This window comes from Vibrio sp. OPT20, assembly GCF_963889365.1.
GTDB classification, from domain to species: Bacteria; Pseudomonadota; Gammaproteobacteria; order Enterobacterales; family Vibrionaceae; genus Vibrio; species Vibrio splendidus.
On record NZ_CAWPOA010000058.1, the window covers coordinates 713,287 to 733,649 of the forward strand.

Sequence of the window (20,363 nt, forward strand, 5' to 3'; positions counted from 1 at the left end):
TAATAAAAAGGGAGCACATTATGTGCTCCCTTTTTGATTGTCGTTTTTTCAAGTTTGTATGTTCTTTAGAGAGAAACAATCGGGAGCAATTAATGCTCCCGATTGTGCTTGCCTAGAGTTTAAGCGGTAAGTTACTAGCACTAGCACTAAGCACTAGGCATTAGGCACCTTACACTTGAAGTCATGAGTTAGGATCTATGTCCGGTAACCCATCGATATCGTTGTGGTGGTGGTGCTCATCATCTTGGTTATGGTTGATGTTTGCATCATGGTGTTCCAGCGCGTCTGACATATCCAAGTGCGCTTGGTCATGTGTTACTGCATCTGGTTGGTCGACTTGTGCAAGTACGATATCCATATCCGCAGGTTGATCGTGAACCGTTGTCGATGTCGCATCGGGTTTAATGCCCAATGCATCCAGATAAGCGGCTGCACCATGGTGACTGCTTTTCTGATCGGGTTCTTGATGGGTCTGCTGGGTTAAATCTAGATTGCTATCATCGCTTAGTGTGACCGTAAAGTCGGCTTGCGAAGCCATGTCTGGCTCGTCATGTTGAACAGGAGGCGGTGGCGGTGGAGCAGGGTGCGATGTATGGACTAAAGGTGTGATCGTCATATCAACCACTTCAGTTCCAACTGTCAGCTTTCCACTATTTCCTGGCCCATGACTGAGTATCTGGATGTTCACATGGGCGACCACTTCATCTTGATTTGACCCTTGTAATGCTACTTCAAATTTATCTTCGTGTTGACCTATACCAGAAGCGCTGCCATGTGGGCCCGTATGAACCTGAGCTTGCTCTTGGTAATGTAAGTGGCCGGTTTGAGGGTCAATGGTTAATGTTCCATATTGCCCATGGTGGCTGGTGACATATTGTCCATTAGGTAAATGGATTCGCCAACCGCTTTGTGCTGTTGGTACCGGAGTTAACGATGGTAATAGTGGTGGCACCCCAAGTGTGCCAGACACTTGGTGGCTTCCCGATGGCGGTCTGACAATAATTGGTTCAGGAATAGCGCTTGCAGCAAAACCTTGGCTACCTGCGGTATTACCGTGTTCGTCAGTCATTGTTGCTTGTACATTAGAACCCGGATGAACTTCAATTTGTATTCCGTGCTGTAGAGTATGAGCATCTAATACATGATCCTGACCGTTAACGACAAGATGCTCACCGATTTTGGCATCACCAGGAGGCGTAACGGTTGCAGTGATCGTGTTTGCTTGTCCTCGGGCGATTTCAGCTTTGCTGTATAAGTTGTCTGCCCCTGCGTTTTCAAAGGTAATCGTAGGAACGCTAACCTGTGTATCGACTTGGTAAGTAACATCTGCAGTGGCATGAGCGCTATTACCTGCGCTATCTGTTACCGCTACTGATGCCTCTATTTTTTGGTCAGCATCGGCAATGAGTTCACTTCCAGGTACGGCAATTGAATAGTGTCCTTTTGCATCGACCACGCCAGTATGCTGTGTCCCATTTACATCTAAAGTCACAATGTCGCCTGCATTATAATCGCCAGAAACGGATCCGGTGATGTCAATGGAGCTGTTGGATTCTTGAGCATTAATCACATTGTCGGCGGTAATTGGGTCTGTTTGAATACCGACGTGTACTTGTGTATCTATATGGACGGAAAGAAGCGAAGATGTAGCCGGTAGCACTGACGAAGGAGCCAATGCTTTGGCGGATAGATTATGATCGCCCTCCGATAAGCTGCTTACGGCAACACTATATTGGCCAGAGGCATCAGATACCGAGTGTCCAACGGGTGTGGAACCATCGTAAATCGTGACTTTCGAGAATGGAATATCAGTGTGTCCGGTAATCGTTGGGGTAGTGTCGTTGGTCAGGTTGTCAGTTTGCGATGAACCTGAATCGCTTGTTGACGCGAGATCCAGAGTAACGGTGTTCGTTGGCGCGACGTTAGTGCCTGAAGGCAAGGTTGGTTGCGTCGCAGTTACCACAGGTTGGTGCGGAACAGTCGTCGAGGTGACTAAGCTACCCGTTGGTGACATGGTGACATGTCCCGAGGCATCAAAGGTGATGAATTTCGAATCTTCAGTATGGCCGTCACTGACTTTTACTTCGAATACATCGACACCATGATAGGAGTTGGTGGCAGAGTTATAACTCATTCCTGTGATAGACGTATTTGGTGTGTAGATGTAGTCACCAGTGTTTGGATCTACCGACAATGAACCGAATTGCCCTGTTGAACTGACAATAGAGAAGGTATGAGTGTCGTTCACGTCGACATCTGTCTCTGTTAATGTACCTGCTGTTGATGATGTCTGGTTAACGCCGAGAATCGGTGCGTCGTTGGTGCCGGTAATGGTAACCACGATATCATGGTGCGTGCCATCTGCAGATTGAACCGTGATGGTTTCAGTGTCTGTCTGACCTTCGCCAAGCTGTTGAACTATAGGATGGTTGTTGTCAAGGTCGTAAGTCCAGTGACCATTTACATCAATATGAGCGTGCCCATAGCCTTTGCTTCCGGCTATTCCAGCTCCACCCTGTACCGTGGTAAACCCTGTTGTTCCATCAGGATCACTCGCCGTCAACGTACCTGAAGCTTGAAGTGTTATGTCTTCTTTGGCCACTCCTGTGGAGTCTCCACTGAATGTTGCAGGGTCAGCGACACTCGCTATATTAATGAGTATTGACCCTTCTTTTGAATCAAGATGACCATCGTTTGCGGTAAATTGCACCGCCCCTAATCCGCTGACACCAGAACTAAAGTAGTTGTGAGTTGGGGTGAAGATGAGTGATGAAACGTCGGAGGCGCTGACGTTATCACCAACATTCACTGTGGTGCCATTCAGCGATAACACGCCATGGGCGACATTGGTAATCGTGATGTGGTTTAACGCATCTCCATCAATATCAGAATATTTAAAGTCTGCGGTGGTGAACGCATGAGGTTTATCTTCTAAAGAACTAATAAAACTCGATCCAACGATAGGTGCATCATTGACTGCATTGACATCCACTACCATCGTTGCGCCTGCCGAATTTTTATGGCCATCATTCGCAGTAAATGTAAATTGCGCATAGTTGGCGCCGTTTTCATTATTGTTCGGCGTGAAAGTTAAATGGCCTGCGTCTAAGTCTGCCTTACTGATTTGCTGGTTGGCGGTTACGGCGTTACCGTTTAGAAGTAATAATCCATGACTCGGTATGCTGCTAATAGTCACGAACTGTAACGCATCGCCATCTTGATCACTGTAACCAAATTCACTGGTCGTAATGGTTCTGGTGATGTCTTCATTTGTAGAAACGGTTTGCCCTGTCACCGTTGGCGCATGTTGTAGAGGAGGGGTGACTTCAATAGAGAGAGAGTTTTGAGAAGAGTCTCCTATTGGGTTACCACCATCATCGCCGACACGATAAACCATACTTGGCACTTTACCTGTAAAGCCAGCTTCCGGGGTGAAGGTATAATGACCATTCGCTTCGATCGCGAGTGTACCGATACCGGCCATAGTATGTGGTTGCCCCGGCCTTACCGCGACATAACCTGACACCGGGTCTTTTATTTGAATATCTTGCAACACCAGATGTGCGTTGGAATCGGTGTCTGTTGCTGCACCACTCAATCCTTGATCCGTCCCAGAGCCAGTAAGTAGATTCCCTTCAACTGGGCCACTATGTTGAACACCAGAATCACTGAGGCTGTGTAGAACAGGATCATCGGTGGTCCCATTAATCGTGACGGTTATTGAATGCTTGGTACCGTCTTTTGATGTGACTTCAATGCTATCTGTGAGTGTTTGTCCATTGTCTAAGTCTTGAATCTGCGTACTCTTGTTGTCTGCTTTATAAACCCATATCCCAGTACTAGTGATGTCGAAATGACCGTAGGTTCCATTCAGAGATATTTTCGGTTGCCCCTTAAGATCTAATGCAGCTTCGCCATGACCATCAGCGTCAGAAACAATCAGGTGCCCATGACAAGAAAGGGCATCTGGAATAGTTGCTGACCCCGTGATATGCGCGTTGTGGTGAATGTTTGTATCTTCTTTTATGCTACTGGAGTCACCGGCAAATGTGGCGGCATCATTAACAGCAGCAAGAGACGTGTTTGCTCCTGTATGAGTCGTTCCGCCATGCGCATCTGTGACGTCATAGCTAAAATGAACTTGGCCGTTATAGTCTTTGGTTGGAGTAAAAGTGTAGGTGCCGTCTTTGTTATCGACTACAGAGCCGTGATCGACTAACAGATTCTCAATGGAAAGCTTACCTGCGTCATTGGCATCCACGTCGACAGTATTGGCTAATAAATCAGCTTTGGTGAAAGTAAGAGCTGTATCTTCTGTGCCTGTGGAAAGTGTTACTTCAGAACTGATATAAGGTCTATCATTATCACCATGAATGGTAATGACTATGTCTTGCGCAGTACCATCTTTAGAATAAATGGTAATCGTATCTGTTAATTCTTGCCCATCGCCTAATTGATCGATCTTTGTGGCTACGTTTTGTTGGTTACTACCAACGGTAACCTTATAATGCCAATTACCATCGGCATTTAGTATTAATTGACCATAAGTGCCATGGTAGGAGTAGCCTATGCCTTTTGTATCAAATTGTGCTTCGCCAGTGTCTGGGTCAATAATCTCTAACTTGCCATCAGTATATAAAGGGTCATTGGTTAATTTAGCCATCCCAAGCTGTGCGTAGTTTGGTGACCGATCATGATAGGTACCATGTCCTTCATCGACATCGCCAGTTGTCGTTCCAGTGATTACTGCTGTGTCACCAACCGCATCAATATGAAGAGTGTTAGTAGCCTCTTGTGAGTCATCATACCCATCGTTAACAGTATATTTAAACTGAACATCGCCATTAAAATCTTGCGCAGGAACGAACTGAAGTTTACTGATGTCAGCTGTAGGGATGTGTTGCCCCGCTGTAACATCGTGTCCATCAAGCACAAATTTACCTTGTGTTGCTGGTGGTAGATCTGTGATTGCAACTGAATGTAGCGTATCGCCACTATCAACATCCGTAAATCCAAACTGACTCGCTTGCATTTGATAATGCGTGTCTTCAGTGCCGTTACTTAGCGCAACTTGGGTAACGGTTGGCGCATCATTGGTGCCTACAACGTCTATGTGCAACTCGTATGCCGTTCCATCATAACTATGAACACGATAGACAACGGTTTCAGTTTGCCCTTGAGCAAGGTGTTGTAAATTGGCATTATTAACGCTGTACCCCCAATTGCCCATGCTATCAATACGTAACATACCACCAAACGGATCGTGAACTGCTGATTCACCAAACTGGCTGTACTGGAATTTATTCTCCCCGCTATCTGGATCCACAACTTGTAGTCTTCCATTCGCGAGCTCAGTTGTAACCCCTGCATTGTGGCTGCTGTGTGAACCATCTTCAGTGACGTGGTCAGTTGTCACTTCTGAAATGATGGCGCCGTCTGGGGTCGCGGTGAGTGTGGTAGACGCCCCCGTATGAGTCGTTCCGCCATGCGCATCTGTCACGTCATAGCTAAAATGAACTTGGCCGTTATAGTCTTTGGTTGGGGTAAAAGTGTATGTGCCGTCTTGATTATCTAGAATAGAACCATGATCAGCGTGAAGATTCGCAACGGTGAGTTTGCCTAGGTCGTTGCTATCCACGTCTATAGTGTTTGCTAAGAGTTCGGTGGCCGTGATGGTTTGCGCGAGGTCTTCTTTACCGCTGTTGAGCTGCACTTCTGAAGAGCAGTATGGACGGTCGTTGTCGCCATGAATGGTGATAACAATATCATGAGTAGTACCGTCTTTACTTTGTATCGTTATCGTATCAGTGAGTGTCTCATTTGCACCAAGTTGATCAATCGTCGATCCTACATTTGTTGTTAATCCACCATTTACATCAGCAGTGCCGGTCGCAACACCATAAAACCATTTACCATCTGTATTAAGAATCAAATGGCCATATTTTCCATGATAGGTATAACCAATACCTTTAGAATCAAAACTATTCTCGCCGGTATCTGGATCGATGATTGTTAGTTGCCCCTCAACATGAATCATACTATTAGTTAAATGCGCCATACCTGGCTGGGCAAAGTCTGGCGACATATCAGGGTTTCTGTTTTCATGAACATCGCCGGTATCAACACCGGTAATAACGGCTTTATCCCCAACCGCATCAATATGAAGTGTGTTGGTAGCCTCTGCAGAGTCGGTATGCCCATCGTTAACAGTATATTTAAACTGAACATCGCCATTAAAATCTTGCGCAGGAACGAACTGAAGCTTACTGATGTCAGCTGTAGGGATGTGTTGTCCCGTTGTAACATCGTGTCCATCAAGCACAAACTTACCTTGTGTTGCTGGTGGTAGATCTGTGATTGCTATGGAATGTAGCGTATCGCCTGTGTCGATATCGTTGAACCCAAACTGACTAGATTGCATTTGGTAATGTGTATCTTCAGTGCCATGTGCAAGTGTCGTCGCAGTTATGGTCGGTTGATCATTGGTGCCTGTCACCGTTATTGTTATATCGTGAGCAGTGTGGTCTGCAGAATAAACACGATATACAACTTTTTCTACTTCACCTTCAGCTAATGATTGCAAGCGACTATTGGCTACTTCATATCCCCAAGCGCCACTTGGTGTAATGCGTAAAAAACCACCAAAGGGATCGTGAATCGCCTGTTCTCCTAATAACAGATTGACCTGAAAATGGTCTTGCCCTGCATCAGGATCTGTCACACTCAGCAAACCCGATGCAACGACAGGCTGTAATGAACTGTGACCCACATTATGATCTTCAATAATCGTTCCGGTATCACTACCGCTTATAACCGCTTTATCAGCAACTGCACTTAAACTGCTGGTAGCTCCAGTATGAGTGACACCGCCATGTGCATCTTTGACATCATAGGTGAAATGAACTTTACCGTTATAGTCTTTTTCTGGTGTGAAAGTGTATGTACCATTTTGGTTATCTAAAATCGAACCGTGATCTGGATGAAGGTTTGCTACTGTAAGCAGTCCAGAGTCATTTTTATCGACATCTATTGAATTTTGTAACAGTTGTGCAGCTGTAATGGTTTGTCTCGTATCTTCAGTACCTGCGTTGAGTTGTACTTCTGAAGAGCAATAAGGCCTGTCGTTACTACCATTGATAGTGATGACTATATTATGTGGTGTTCCATCTTTTGTGTGAACGGTGATAGTGTCTGTGAGTGTTTCACCCTCACCTAATTTATCGATAGCGGAGCCTCTGGTTGTGGGCCTTCCACCAATGTGACTGAGACTTCCAGCATCGGCATAGTAATTCCAATCGCCATTTGGATTTAAAATTAAGTCACCATATGTCCCGTGATAGTTATACCCCACATTATTATCAGCAAAGCCAGACTGACCAGAGTCAGGATCAATCACAGATAAATGTCCATTAGCGTTTAGTGTACTAACTCGAAGTGTCGCCATACCGGATTGAGCATGATCTGGTGACATATTATCTCCAGCCGCTTTCTCAGTGACGCTTGCAGTATCTACTCCACCGACCACAGCATTATCATTAGTGCCGTTCACCGTAATGGTGACTTGATGAGGTGTGCCATCGGCTGAATGAACGGTAATGGTATCAGTAGCGGTTGCGCCATTACCTAACGCTTGAACTGCTGGGTTAGTGTTATCTAAGTCGTAGGTCCAAGCGCCATTATCTGTTAGATGTAATGTACCTAAGGAGCCTTGGATATCAGTATTCGCAAAGTGTGCTTCGCCTGTATCGACATCGGTGACAGTCAGTGTGCCTGAGGTCTGAAGTTGAGATTCTTCTGTTACTGCGCCAGTATTAGATCCGCCAATCACGGCTTTATCATTAGTGCCATTGATGGTTACCACGACATCATGCGTTGTACCGTCTTTCGAAGTCACTTTAATTGTATCTGTTAACTGCTCACCTTCGCCTAAGGATTGAATCGCTGTTTGAGAATTATCGGCAGAGTAACTCCAGCTCCCATCTTGACTGATCTCCAATTTACCATAATGACCTTGTAGGGCCGTTTTGTTAAATCCATGGGATATAAAACTACCTTCACCTGTATCTATATCGACAATATCTAACTTACCTGTCGCAGTCAGTTCATTACTCTGAGGATTAACGCTCACATCTTCTTTTAATGCCCCCGTATCGACACCACTAATGACCGGCGTATCATTCGTGCCCGTCACCGTAATCACTAAATCTTTAGTATCTGTTGCACCTGCAGAATCGGTCACGGTAACAGGGATAGTGAACGTGCTTATCTCACCTGCTTTAAGGTGTTGGAAGCTTGCATCTGTTGGGTCTAGGTTGTAGCTACCATCTGTATTGAGTGTAAATCCACCCTGTGTTGATGTGGTTGTGAAGGTTGCAGTATCACCCGTATCAATATCCGTTGAGGTGAGTTGACCTGTGACTACTGCACCATCTTCAGTGGCGCTCACTGGCACAATCGGATTAATAACAGGCGCATCGTTTGCCGGTGTTACATCAACATTGATAGTTTGACTGGTTGTCGTATGCCCATCAGTCACTGAAAGAACAACTGAAGCAGGACCATTGTAATTAGCATCAGGCGTAAACACGATTTCACCTTGCGCATTCAGCGAGGCACTACCGTGTGTCGCTGACACACTCGGGGTCAACGTATCCGTCGTATCAATATCCGTTGCATGGAAGGTAATGGTTTTACTGCCATCCTCGGTTACCGTTTGCGTCGCAACAGGGGTGATAACAGGTGCATCATTGGTACCATTGATGGTTACCAAAATAGTTTTCTGTGTGCCATCAACCGACGTTATTGTTGTCGACTCTGTTAAAGTTTCACCAACACCTAAAGCCTGAACAGCCGCTTGTTTTGAATCTGCGGAAAATAGCCAAATGCCACTTGGTATAAGTGTAAATGAGCCGATCCCGTGGTCGCCAACAATGCCAGATTGCATCGGAAATGTAGCTTCATTCGTATCTACATCGGTAATGAATAGCTTGCCTTGTGTAAGCATGTAGTTTGGGTGAACATTCAACTGATTTGTTAAATCTTGATCTTCGGTAACTGCTCCCGTATTTGTACCAGTAATAACAGCCTTGTCATTAGTTCCATTAACGGCAATGGTCACTTGGTGAGTTGTACCATCTGCTGAAGTAACTGTAATGGTATCGGTTGTTGCAGCGCCTTTACCTAGGGCTTGCACCGTTGGGTTTGTGTTATCTAAATCGTAAGTCCACTGCCCAGCATCGGTTAAATGCAATGTCCCAAGCGAGCCTTTAATATCAGTATTTGAGAAGTGTGCTTCACCGGTATCGGTATCTGTAATAGTCAGCGAGCCTGAGGTTTGTAACTGCGTTTCTTCGGTCACTGCGCCTGCAGAAGTCCCACCAATTACAGCCGTATCATTAGTCCCATTCACCGTAATGGTAATTTGATGCGGCGTACCATCTGCTGAGTTGACAGTAATAGTATCAGTCGCTGTCGCGCCTTTACCTAAGGCTTGAACTTGTGGATTCGTATTATCTAAATCGTAAGTCCAAGTGCCGGTATCAGTTAAATGTAAAGTGCCTAATGTGCCTGCAATATCAGTGTTGGAGAAGTGTGCTTCACCAGTATCTACGTCAGTGACAGTCAGTGTACCTGACGTCTGAAGTTGAGATTCTTCAGTCACTGCACCAGAGTTTGTCCCGCCAATGATGGCCTTGTCGTTAGTGCCATTAACCGTAATAGTAATTTGATGTGGTGTGCCGTCAGCAGAATGAACAGTAATGGTATCGGTAGCGGTTGTTCCTTTACCTAACGCTTGAACGGTTGGGTTGGTGTTATCTAAGTCGTAAGTCCATGTCCCCGAATTAGTGAGGTGTAAGGTGCCCAAAGTCCCAGCAATATCGGTATTGGAGAAGTGTGCTTGACCGGCATCAACATCAGTCACAGTCAGTGAGCCAGAGGTTTTAAGCTGAGATTCTTCGGTTACCACGCCGGTACTTGTTCCGCTTATCACGGCTTTGTCATTGGTTCCGTTAATCGTGACCTTGATGGTCGAGGATGTGCCATCAATAGACGATACAGTGAAGGTCTCTTCGACCTTATCGCCGACGTTCAATTGATTAAACGCGCTGTTAGCGGTGAACATCCAATGTCCACTGGCATCGATAGTCAGGTCGCCATTGGTGCCTGCAATGGAATCTGGCGTGAAGGTATTATCTGTATTATCTACGTCAGTACTGGTTAACGTGCCTGATGTCGTTACTGCTTTGTCAGTCTCATCCACACTGACTGTTGCGGTACTGACTGTCGCTGCATCGTTAGTGCCATTAATCGTGACTTTGATCGTTGACGCTGTGCCATCAATAGACGAGACAGTGAAGGTTTCTTCGACTTTGTCGCCAACGTTTAGTTGATTAAACGCGCTGTTGGCGGTGAACACCCAATGACCATTGGTGTCAATAGTCAGGTCACCGTTGGTACCTGAAATAGAATCCGGCGTAAACGTATTGTCTGGGTTGTCTACATCGGTACTGGTCAATGTTCCTGATGTGGTTACTGCTTTGTCAGTCTCATCGATGGCGACGGTCGCACTGCTGACAGTAGCGGCGTCGTTAGTCCCGTTAATCGTCACCTTGATGGTGGACGGTGTGCCATCAATAGACGACACCGTGAAGGTCTCTTCGACCTTATCGCCGACATTCAATTGGTTAAACGCACTGTTCGCAGTGAACGTCCAATGACCATTGGCATCAATAGTCAGGTCACCGTTGGTGCCTGAAATAGCCCCCGGCGTAAATGAATTATCTGGATTATCCACGTCAGTACTGGTCAACGTGCCTGAGGTGGTTACCGCTTTGTCGGTTTCATCGATGGCAACGGTCGCACTGCTGACAGTAGCTGCGTCATTAGTCCCGTTAATCGTGACTTTAATGGTCGACGGTGTGCCATCAACAGACGACACCGTGAAGGTTTCTTCGACTTTATCGCCGACGTTCAGTTGATTAAACGCGCTATTGGCCGTGAAGACCCAATGACCATTGGCGTCAACAGTTAGGTCGCCGTTGGTGCCTGCAATAGAATCCGGCGTAAACGTATTGTCTGGGTTATCAACATCGGTACTGGTTAGCGTGCCTGAGGTTGTTACCGCTTTGTCAGTTTCATCGATGGCAATGGTCGCGCTGCTGACAGTAGCGGCATCGTTAGTGCCGTTAATCGTCACTTTTATGGTCGACGGTGTGCCATCAATAGACGAGACAGTGAAAGTCTCTTCGACTTTATCGCCGACGTTTAATTGGTTAAATGCGTTGTTCGCGGTGAACACCCAATGCCCGTTGGCATCAATGGTTAAATCACCGTGGGCTCCCGTGATCGAATCTGGTGTAAAGGTGTTATCCGGGTTATCCAAATCGGTGCTGATTAGCGTGCCTGATGTCGTTACCGCTTTGTCGGTTTCATCGATGGCAACGGTCGCGCTACTGACAGTTGCGGCGTCGTTAGTGCCATTTACTGTGATAGTCACTTGATGCGGCGTGCCATCAGCAGAATGAACGGTGATGGTGTCGGTAGCGGTTGCTCCTTTGCCCAATGCTTGAACTTTAGGATTTGTATTATCAAGATCGTACGTCCAAGAGCCAGTATCAGTCAGATGAAGCGTACCAAACGAGCCTGCAATATAGGTACTTCCTGTGGATGAAGTAGCGAAGTGCGCTTCACCGGTATCCACATCCGTAACAGTCAGTATGCCCGAGGTCTGAAGTTGGGACTCTTCGGTTACCACGCCGGCACTGGTTCCGCTTATCACGGCTTTATCATTGGTGCCGTTAACGGTAATTGCAATTTGATGAGGAGTGCCGTCGGCGGAGTGGATGGTTATGATGTCTGTTGTCGCAGAGCCTTGACCAAGAGCCTGTACTTTTGGGTTTTTATTATCTAGGTCGTAGCTCCAATCGCCATTGTCTTTAAGGTGTAAAGTACCCAGTGTCCCCTTGAGGTCGGAATTAGAAAAATGCGCCTCTTTTGAGTCGATATCGGTGATGTTGAGCTGGCCCGAAACCGTTAGATCTTTATCTTCAGTAACTTGGCTTGAGCCATTACTTGTCCCGATAGCGAAAAACGAACTTGGTGAATTTGCTGTACTACTCGTGATTACTGCATGGTCGTTGGTGCCATTGATCGTAACCATAACTTGATGCGCTGTACCATCAGCTGAGTGAACAGTGACGATGTCTGTCGCAGTTGAACCTTGGCCAAGTTTTTGAACTACTGGGTTATTGTTGTCTAAATTGTATGTCCACGCACCGTCTTTGGTGATGCTTAGCGTACCGAAATTGCTAGTTACTTGTGATGCCTGAAAATGATCTTCTCCAAGATCTGAATCTGTTACCGAAAGCTGCCCTTGAACTTGTGTCGTTAAATCTTCAGTTAACGTGCCAGCATCCACACCCGTAATTACGGCATTGTCGTCGTTTCCGCCAATCGTCATATCGATCGTTTGCGGTGTGCCATCTTTGGTGTGAATTGTGAAACTTTCATGCAGTGAAGTGGCAGCGGTTAAAGCTTGAACATTAGAGAGCGAGTTATCAACTTGATATTGCCAATGTCCATCAGCATCGATAGTTAATGAACCATATTTACCTGAGATAACTTCCGGTGTAACCGAACTTTCATTTTGGTCAGGGTCTATGACATCGATTTTGCCGTTCGCATGTAACAAGCCTTGTGAATCAATATTGTGATCTTCTGTTACGACACCTGTTAAGTCTCCAGAAATACTTGGCGTGTCTTGCTTACCTGTTATTGGTATCTGGACAATGATGCTCGAGCCATTAGATAGATGTAACGCAAAATGGTCAGTACCTGGTTGGTGCTGATTTAACAGGATGTATTGAGGAGAATTTGGATTCAATACGAATGTGTATTGACCATTTGCATCAACATGAAGCTCTCCGTACGTACCTTTTATGACTTCTGGCATAAAGGTGACAGGTAAAGCGGGCGTCGTAGGCGCATTCGAATGAGTCGGCTGACCGTTACTCCCTGAGGAGATAGTCGGCATCGATACCGAAGGAATGTAATGGACTTGCGGGTGAGAAAGCGTCGACAAATGATGAGAAGGAACCAAGTGAGAGCTCGAACCATGGGCGGCATGACTTGCACTTAAGGTGGAGTTTACGTCGCTGTCACTCGTCTGAGCTTCTTGGAGAGCAACCGCTGATGAGTCCGCCTTGCTATGGTCATCGGTGACATCTTTTTCGGTCACGTTATTTTCGGTTACTTGATCTGCAGCGTCGCTGGAATTGTCTATACTTTCCGCAGCAGCGTGTTTAGCCAATGATGGCAAAATCATCATGAGTGACTGAAAAAGTGGGATATTCACTTTTAGATGTGAATGCAGTCTGCGCTTCTTTTTTTGTGTTGGTTTCTTTTGTTCTATCTCGTTACTTTTCTTATTTTTGATTTCTGTATTTTTCTTGTTTGTTTCGACGTTTTTTTTGTTAGCCATTTTTATCATCCGTGAATCGTGGTTGCACTGTCTTAAGTAAAATACACAGATAGAGGTTTCGCTAGCTAATTGGATAATTTTTAAAGAAAAAACTGCAAAGTCGAAGAATTATCTCATTTTGATGAAAGAGAGGATGAATACTTTTTCAACGGTCAGGTAAATATCGGCACAATGGCATTGACCTTACCCTAAGGGGAACGTTTATAGTTGCGTTGTAAATTCAAAGGTAAGCTATGACAAACACATTCCGAAAAACTTGGATTATTGTTTTCAGCATCATTGCGATGTTGATGTCTAGCTATGCCTCAAGCTCCTCAGCCTTGATGACTGAAGTAATGATGATGGAAATGGGGTCGAGCAAGTCGGCTTGTTACCACAGCGATACTTCGGTTAATGATTCAATGGCAGGGTGTCATGTGATGAGTGAAGAAGTACACCCTGAAGACTCTAACATGAGTGCTCATGCTTTGATGGCTCAATTCGATATGTCTTCAATGAGCGAAGACGGCAGTCCTATGATGGGTAACCATTGTTCGAGTGCCGATTGCTGTGCCTCAATGTGTTCTGCAAGTCCCTATCCAATTCAGGCTGTTCAAGCCGTTGATCAACTTTCCTTTTCATTAGCTCGTTTTCAATCGGTCACGATTGGCCAGAAAGTCGCACGCGCTCAATCTTTGCTACGCCCACCTTCCGCATAAATCTATATCTAAAAATACAGCTCTATCAGTTAGATAAACCTGATAAGCCATTCTTTTTTATGCGCTAATTAGCGCTAGATATGGACATTCATTGTGAATATGAAACCAACAACCTCTGTGTTTGTCATGAACACGAGCTTAGTGGTTGCTGCTACCTTGCCTATCGCCTTGTTTTCAAGTGCTACGCTCGCGGCTACCACGGCGTCAGTTTCAAATGCTCAACACCTTTCAGCACATGATCAAGCAAGCTCGACGCAGCAACTCAATACACTGATTGAGATTGCTTTAAGCGAAGATGGAAATCGCAAACAGTACTTTGCTCAGTCTCAAGCGATGCGAGAAACGGGCATTGCCAGCTCGACCTTAATGGACCCAAAATTAAAAGTTGGATTTGGCGGTTTGCCTGTCGATAGCTTTCAATTCGATGAAGATCCGATGACCAATATATCGGTAGGGTTGATGCAGCAGTTTGAGCGTGGCGATACGCTTAACCTTCAACAGAAAAAGGCAGGCCAACAGGCAGATGCTTTAGCTTTGCAGGTGCAAGCAAGAGAATTGACGGTTGCGAATAGCATGACGCAGCTTTGGCTTGAGTTAGGTTATCAACAAAAAGCTGAGTCGGTGATTCGTCAAAATCGTCGCTTGTTGGTTGAGCTTGAAAACTATGTACAAACCAATTACTCGATTGGTAAAAGTGAAGCGCAAGATCTGCTTAATGCTCAGCTTCAAGTGAGCAAGCTTGACGAGAAACTTCAGGCAAACCAGCAAGTTCAGCGCCGCTTAATCTCTCAGCTTTCTGAATGGTTGGGATCTGATTGGCTAGGCTCTCAGGTTCTTGATTCTCAGGGCATACTGAATGCAACTAACCAAATCGATTGGTCGTTGTTGGAAAGCAAATTAGCGACCAATATCGATTCAACTAAGCACTACCAGCTACTGACTGACCATCCTTTGGTTAAGATCTCCGATGTCAGTATTTCCTCCAATCAAACTCAGGTTGAGTTAGCCGAGCAAGCTTATACCCCGCAGTTTGGGGTGGAAGTGATGTATGCACACCGTCAAGCCAATAACATGGCGGGTGAACCAGCTTCTGATCTGGTGAGTGCCTATCTGACTGTCGACATCCCGCTGTTTACGGGGAATCGACAAGATAAGAACTTATCGGCTGCTCAGTATCAAGTTGGTGCGGTTAAATCTCAAAAAGACACCTTACTTTCCAAAATGAACGCGCAAGTGAATGCATTGCTGGTGGACAGATCAAATCTGATCCAGCGATTAGATCGCTATCAAACGTCCTTGCTTCCTCAAACCGCAGCACGAATCAGCGCGGTTGAAAGGGGCTATCAAAACAATACCGCTCAGTTTAACGATGTCATTTTAGCAACGACCGATGAGCTGGCGCTTAAGTTAGAGCAACAACGTTTGATCACCGATCTCAACATCGTTAACAGCAAACTGGCGGCGTTAGTCAGTGGCTTTGAATACCAAGTAAACCAACCACAACTCAACTCAAGCGCAACTAAACACACAGCCAATCAATAAGGGAATAGACAATGAATACAGTAAAAGTAGCGACTATCGCTTTATTGGTCGGTGGAGCATTGGGTTTTAGTGTGAATCACTTTGTCGTTGGGTCAGCACATAACATGTCAGCAATGGCAACGAGTACAGACGCCGAAGTAAGTAAACAGGCCAAGGATGAACCTCTGTATTGGGTGGCTCCGATGGATCCAAATTATCAGAGAGACAAGCCGGGTCAGTCACCTATGGGGATGGATTTAATCCCTGTTTACGCGGATGACTCAAGTGGTGTTAAAGATAAGCCCGGAACCGTGTTTATTGATTCGTCGGTAGAAAATAATCTGGGTGTCAAAACTGCGAAAGTTAAGTTCGAAGCGCTGTCTCCTCGGATTGAAACCGTGGGTTATGTGGCGTTCGATGAAAGTACATTGTGGCAAACCAACGTAAGAGCAGCTGGTTGGGTTGAGAAGCTCTCCATCAACGCAGTGGGTGAGAAGGTAAACAAAGGTGATGTGCTTTTCACACTCTATTCTCCAGAGCTTGTTAAAGCACAAGAAGAGTTGATCAGTGCTTATAAAACGGGTCGTAAAGGTTTGATCAAGGGCTCGACTGAACGCTTGATTACCTTGGGTGTTGATAAGACTCAAATCCGCGCTATTACGCGCAAAGGCAAAGCCTCACAAACCATTGAAGTCAAAGCGCCAGCCGATGGTGTCATCGCAAGTTTGAATATCCGAGAAGGTGGTTATCTTTCACCTGCACAAGCGGTGATCAGTGCTGGCCCATTAGGCGAAGTATGGGTTGATGCTGAGGTGTTTGAGCGTCAAGCGCACTGGATCTCGTCAGGCAGCAATGCGGTGATGACGCTAGATGCCATTCCTGGCAAAGAGTGGTTGGGTAATGTCGATTACGTGTACCCAATCCTTGACCCAAAAACTCGAACCTTGCGCGTTCGTTTGAAGTTCTCCAATCCAAATGGCGAGCTTAAGCCAAATATGTTCGCCAATATTGCGCTGAAACCCATCAGCGATGAAGCCGTTCTTACTATCCCAAGATCTTCGGTGATTCACTCCGGTGGTATGACTCGAGTGGTGATGTCAGAAGGTTCTGGCAAGTATCGCTCTGCTCGTATTGAAGTTGGTCGTGAAGCTGGCGAAAAAATAGAGGTGCTTCAAGGGCTAGAGCAAGGTGAGAGTATTGTCACTTCTGCGCACTTCATGTTGGATTCTGAATCGAGCCAATCTGCTGATCTGTCACGCATCAATGGTGTTGAGGAAGAAGCTGAAACCGTGTGGGCAAATGGCGAAATTTCCGATGTTATGCAAGCCAGTCGCATGGTGACGATTAACCATCAGCCTGTTCCTGAATGGGATTGGCCGGGCATGGTGATGAATTTCACCTTTGCGGAAAGCTTAGACATGAGTGACGTGCAACGTGGTAAGGCAATTGACTTTGAGATGCGAAAGACAGAGTCAGGGCAGTACGAGGTTGTGGATTACAAGGTCAACAAACACAAGATCGCCGGCGAAGTTTGGGTAACGGGTGACATCACCATGTTGATGTCAGATTTTGGCATGATCACCGTAAAACATCAGCCTGTCCCTGAGTGGAATTGGAAAGCGGGTGAAATGAATTTCCAAGCCAGTGATGACCTTGATTTATCTGAGTTTGCCGAGGGTCAAACCATTCGGTTTCTAGTGGCGAAGCAAGGTTCTGACTACACGCTCAAATCTCTCGAACCGACGAATAGCACGGATGAGGGCACATTATGATCAATGCAATCATTCGCTGGTCTATTAGCAACCGCTTCTTAGTGCTGGTTGCTACTGTAGCCATCATATTTGGCGGCTTATACAGCGTTAAAAATACACCGGTCGATGCTATTCCAGATCTGTCAGACGTTCAGGTGATCATCAAAACCAGTTATCCGGGACAAGCGCCGCAAGTGGTTGAGGATCAGGTGACTTATCCATTGACCACCGCCATGTTAGCTGTACCGGGTGCTGAAACAGTTCGTGGTTACTCGTTCTTTGGTGATTCCTATGTCTATATCATCTTCAATGACGATACCGATATGTACTGGGCGCGTTCACGAGTGTTGGAGTACTTAAGCCAAGTTGCACCTAACTTGCCTTCGAGTGCTAAGCCAACATTAGGGCCAGATGCAACCGGTGTGGGTTGGGTTTACAGCTATGTATTGCAAGACAAAACTGGTCAGCACGACTTAGCGGAACTCCGTAGTTTGCAAGATTGGTTCTTGAAGTATGAATTGCAAACCGTAGAAGGCGTGTCTGAAGTGGCGACCGTTGGCGGCATGGTGAAGCAGTACCAAGTACAGATTGATCCTGCCAAGTTACGTGCTTACGACTTAACGCTTCAACAGGTTAATAAGGCAATCCAAGATGGTAATCAAGAAACAGGTGCGTCTGTTGTCGAGATTGCTGAAGCCGAGCACATGGTTCGTACAACCGGCTACCTGACAAGCATCGAAGACATTCAATCTCTGCCGCTAAAAGTGACCGACAAAGGTACTCCGTTGCTATTAGGTGACATTGCTGACATCAACCTTGGACCGCAAATGCGTCGTGGTATCTCTGAGCTCAACGGTGAGGGCGAGGCGGTTGGCGGCGTTATCGTGATGCGCTTTGGTGAAAATGCCAGTGAAGTGATCGACTCAGTTAAATCCAAACTCGCTGAGTTGCAAGCCGGCTTACCTGATGGTGTCGAGATTGTCGCGACTTATGACCGTTCGACTTTGATTGATTCAGCCGTTGAAAACCTTTGGAAGAAGCTGGCTGAAGAGTTCATCGTGGTCGCCGTGGTGTGTGCGCTGTTCTTGTTCCATATTCGTTCATCGCTGGTTATCGCTCTAAGTCTGCCTGTTGGTATCTTAGGTGCATTCATTGTGATGCATTGGCAGGGTATTAACGCCAATATCATGTCTCTTGGCGGGATCGCGATTGCGATTGGCGCCATGGTGGATGGTGCCATAGTGATGATCGAGAACGTTCATAAACACATTGAACGGACTCCGCTCACTGACAAAAACCGTTGGCAAGTGATTGGTAAGGCAGCAGAAGAAGTTGGCGCGCCGCTGTTCTTCTCTCTGATTATCATTACCTTGAGTTTTGTGCCTGTGTTCGCGTTAGAAGGCCAAGAGGGCAAGATGTTCTCGCCACTTGCGTTTACCAAGACGTATGCAATGGCCGCTGCAGCCGGTTTGGCTATCACGCTTGTGCCTGTGCTAATGGGTTACTTCATTCGTGGCAACGTGCTACCTGAACACAAAAACCCAGTAAACCGCAGCCTAGTGGCGATGTACAAGCCGCTTCTAAATCTCAGCCTAAAATATCCAAAGGTGATGATTGTTATCGCACTTGGCTTAATGGCGTCTGCTTATTACCCAACCAGTAAGCTTGGTAGTGAATTCATCCCTCCTTTGGACGAAGGGGATTTGATGTACATGCCAACCACGTATCCGGGTATCTCAATAGGTAAGGCTCGTGAGTTGTTGCAACAAACCAACAAGCTCATCAAAACTATTCCAGAAGTCGAAACCACTTGGGGCAAAATTGGCCGAGCAGAGACAGCAACCGATCCTGCACCGTTAACCATGGTTGAAACCGTGATTCAGCTTAAACCGCGAGATGAGTGGCGTGACGGCGTCACTACTGAGTCTCTGCGTAAAGAGTTTGATGATCTGATTCAGTTCCCAGGTTTAACCAATGCGTGGGTTATGCCAATCAAAACCCGTATCGACATGTTAGCGACCGGTATCAAAACCCCAATCGGTATCAAAATCGCTGGCCCAGAGCTGAGTGTGATTGAAGATATTGGTTCGCAACTTGAACCCATCCTCAACAACGTGAGTGGTACGGCTTCTGTCTACGCCGAGCGTGTTGCGGGCGGTCGTTATGTGACGATAGACATTAAACGCCGCTCTGCTGCGCGATATGGCTTGAGCATTAAAGAAGTGCAACAGGTTATCTCGACTGCGGTTGGTGGCATGAACGTGGGTGAAACCGTTGAGGGGCTAGAGCGTTACCCAATCAATGTCCGTTACCCACAAAGCTATCGTGATTCTGTCGTTAAGCTGCAGAACCTGCCGTTAGTGACACCAAATGGAGCGCGAATTGCTTTGTCTGATGTTGCAGATATTCGCTATGAAGATGGACCACCAATGATTAAGACGGAGAACGCGCGTCCTAATGGTTGGGTGTTCGTTGACATCGAAGGTCGCGACCTTGGTTCTTATGTGGCAGAGGCGCAAAAAATCGTTACAGATCAAATCGTCTTACCTGCGGGTTATTCATTGGCGTGGTCTGGTCAATACGAATACATGGAGCGTGCGAAGGAGCGTTTGAGTGTCGTTGTGCCAATCACAATCGCCATCATCATGTTGTTGCTCTACCTCAGCTTCCGCCGTGTCGGTGAGGTGATGATGATCATGCTGACATTGCCACTCGCAATGGTTGGTGGCCTATGGCTGATGCATGTCCTCAATTACAACTTCTCGATTGCGGTAGGTGTGGGCTTTATCGCCCTTGCCGGGGTAGCTGTTGAGATAGGTGTGATCATGTTGGTCTACCTAAACCAAGCATGGCACTACAAGAAATTGGATGCGGAGCAGAACCAGCAAGCACTTCAGAGTGAAGACTTAACGG

The 20,363-nt window shown here is 46.3% G+C and carries 5 protein-coding genes; 4 read left to right on the plus strand and 1 reads right to left on the minus strand.

Annotation, left to right across the window (positions count from 1 at the left end; genetic code table 11):
* Positions 1-181: 181 nt before the first annotated feature.
* A complete protein-coding gene (locus AACR09_RS15240) occupies positions 182-13,480 on the minus strand; it encodes a VCBS domain-containing protein (RefSeq protein ID WP_193835320.1) in 13,299 nt (4,432 codons plus the stop codon).
* Positions 13,481-13,713: 233 nt separating this feature from the next.
* Between AACR09_RS15240 and AACR09_RS15245 the strand changes: the two genes are divergently transcribed.
* The 4 genes from AACR09_RS15245 to AACR09_RS15260 form a co-directional block, all read left to right on the plus strand.
* Entirely contained in the window at positions 13,714-14,178 is a 465-nt protein-coding gene (locus AACR09_RS15245) for a hypothetical protein (RefSeq protein ID WP_017102898.1), read from the plus strand.
* 99 nt (positions 14,179-14,277) lie between these two features.
* Complete coding sequence (locus AACR09_RS15250; RefSeq protein ID WP_193835379.1) at positions 14,278-15,720, plus strand: TolC family protein; 1,443 nt, start codon at positions 14,278-14,280, stop codon at positions 15,718-15,720.
* An 11-nt stretch (positions 15,721-15,731) separates the two neighbouring features.
* Positions 15,732-17,471 (plus strand): efflux RND transporter periplasmic adaptor subunit, encoded by a 1,740-nt coding sequence (locus AACR09_RS15255; protein WP_193835321.1) that lies wholly within the window; start codon positions 15,732-15,734, stop codon positions 17,469-17,471.
* A partial coding sequence (locus AACR09_RS15260; protein ID WP_228010654.1) for an efflux RND transporter permease subunit occupies positions 17,468-20,363 on the plus strand: 2,896 nt, incomplete at its 3' end. The genes AACR09_RS15255 and AACR09_RS15260, both read left to right, overlap by 4 nt.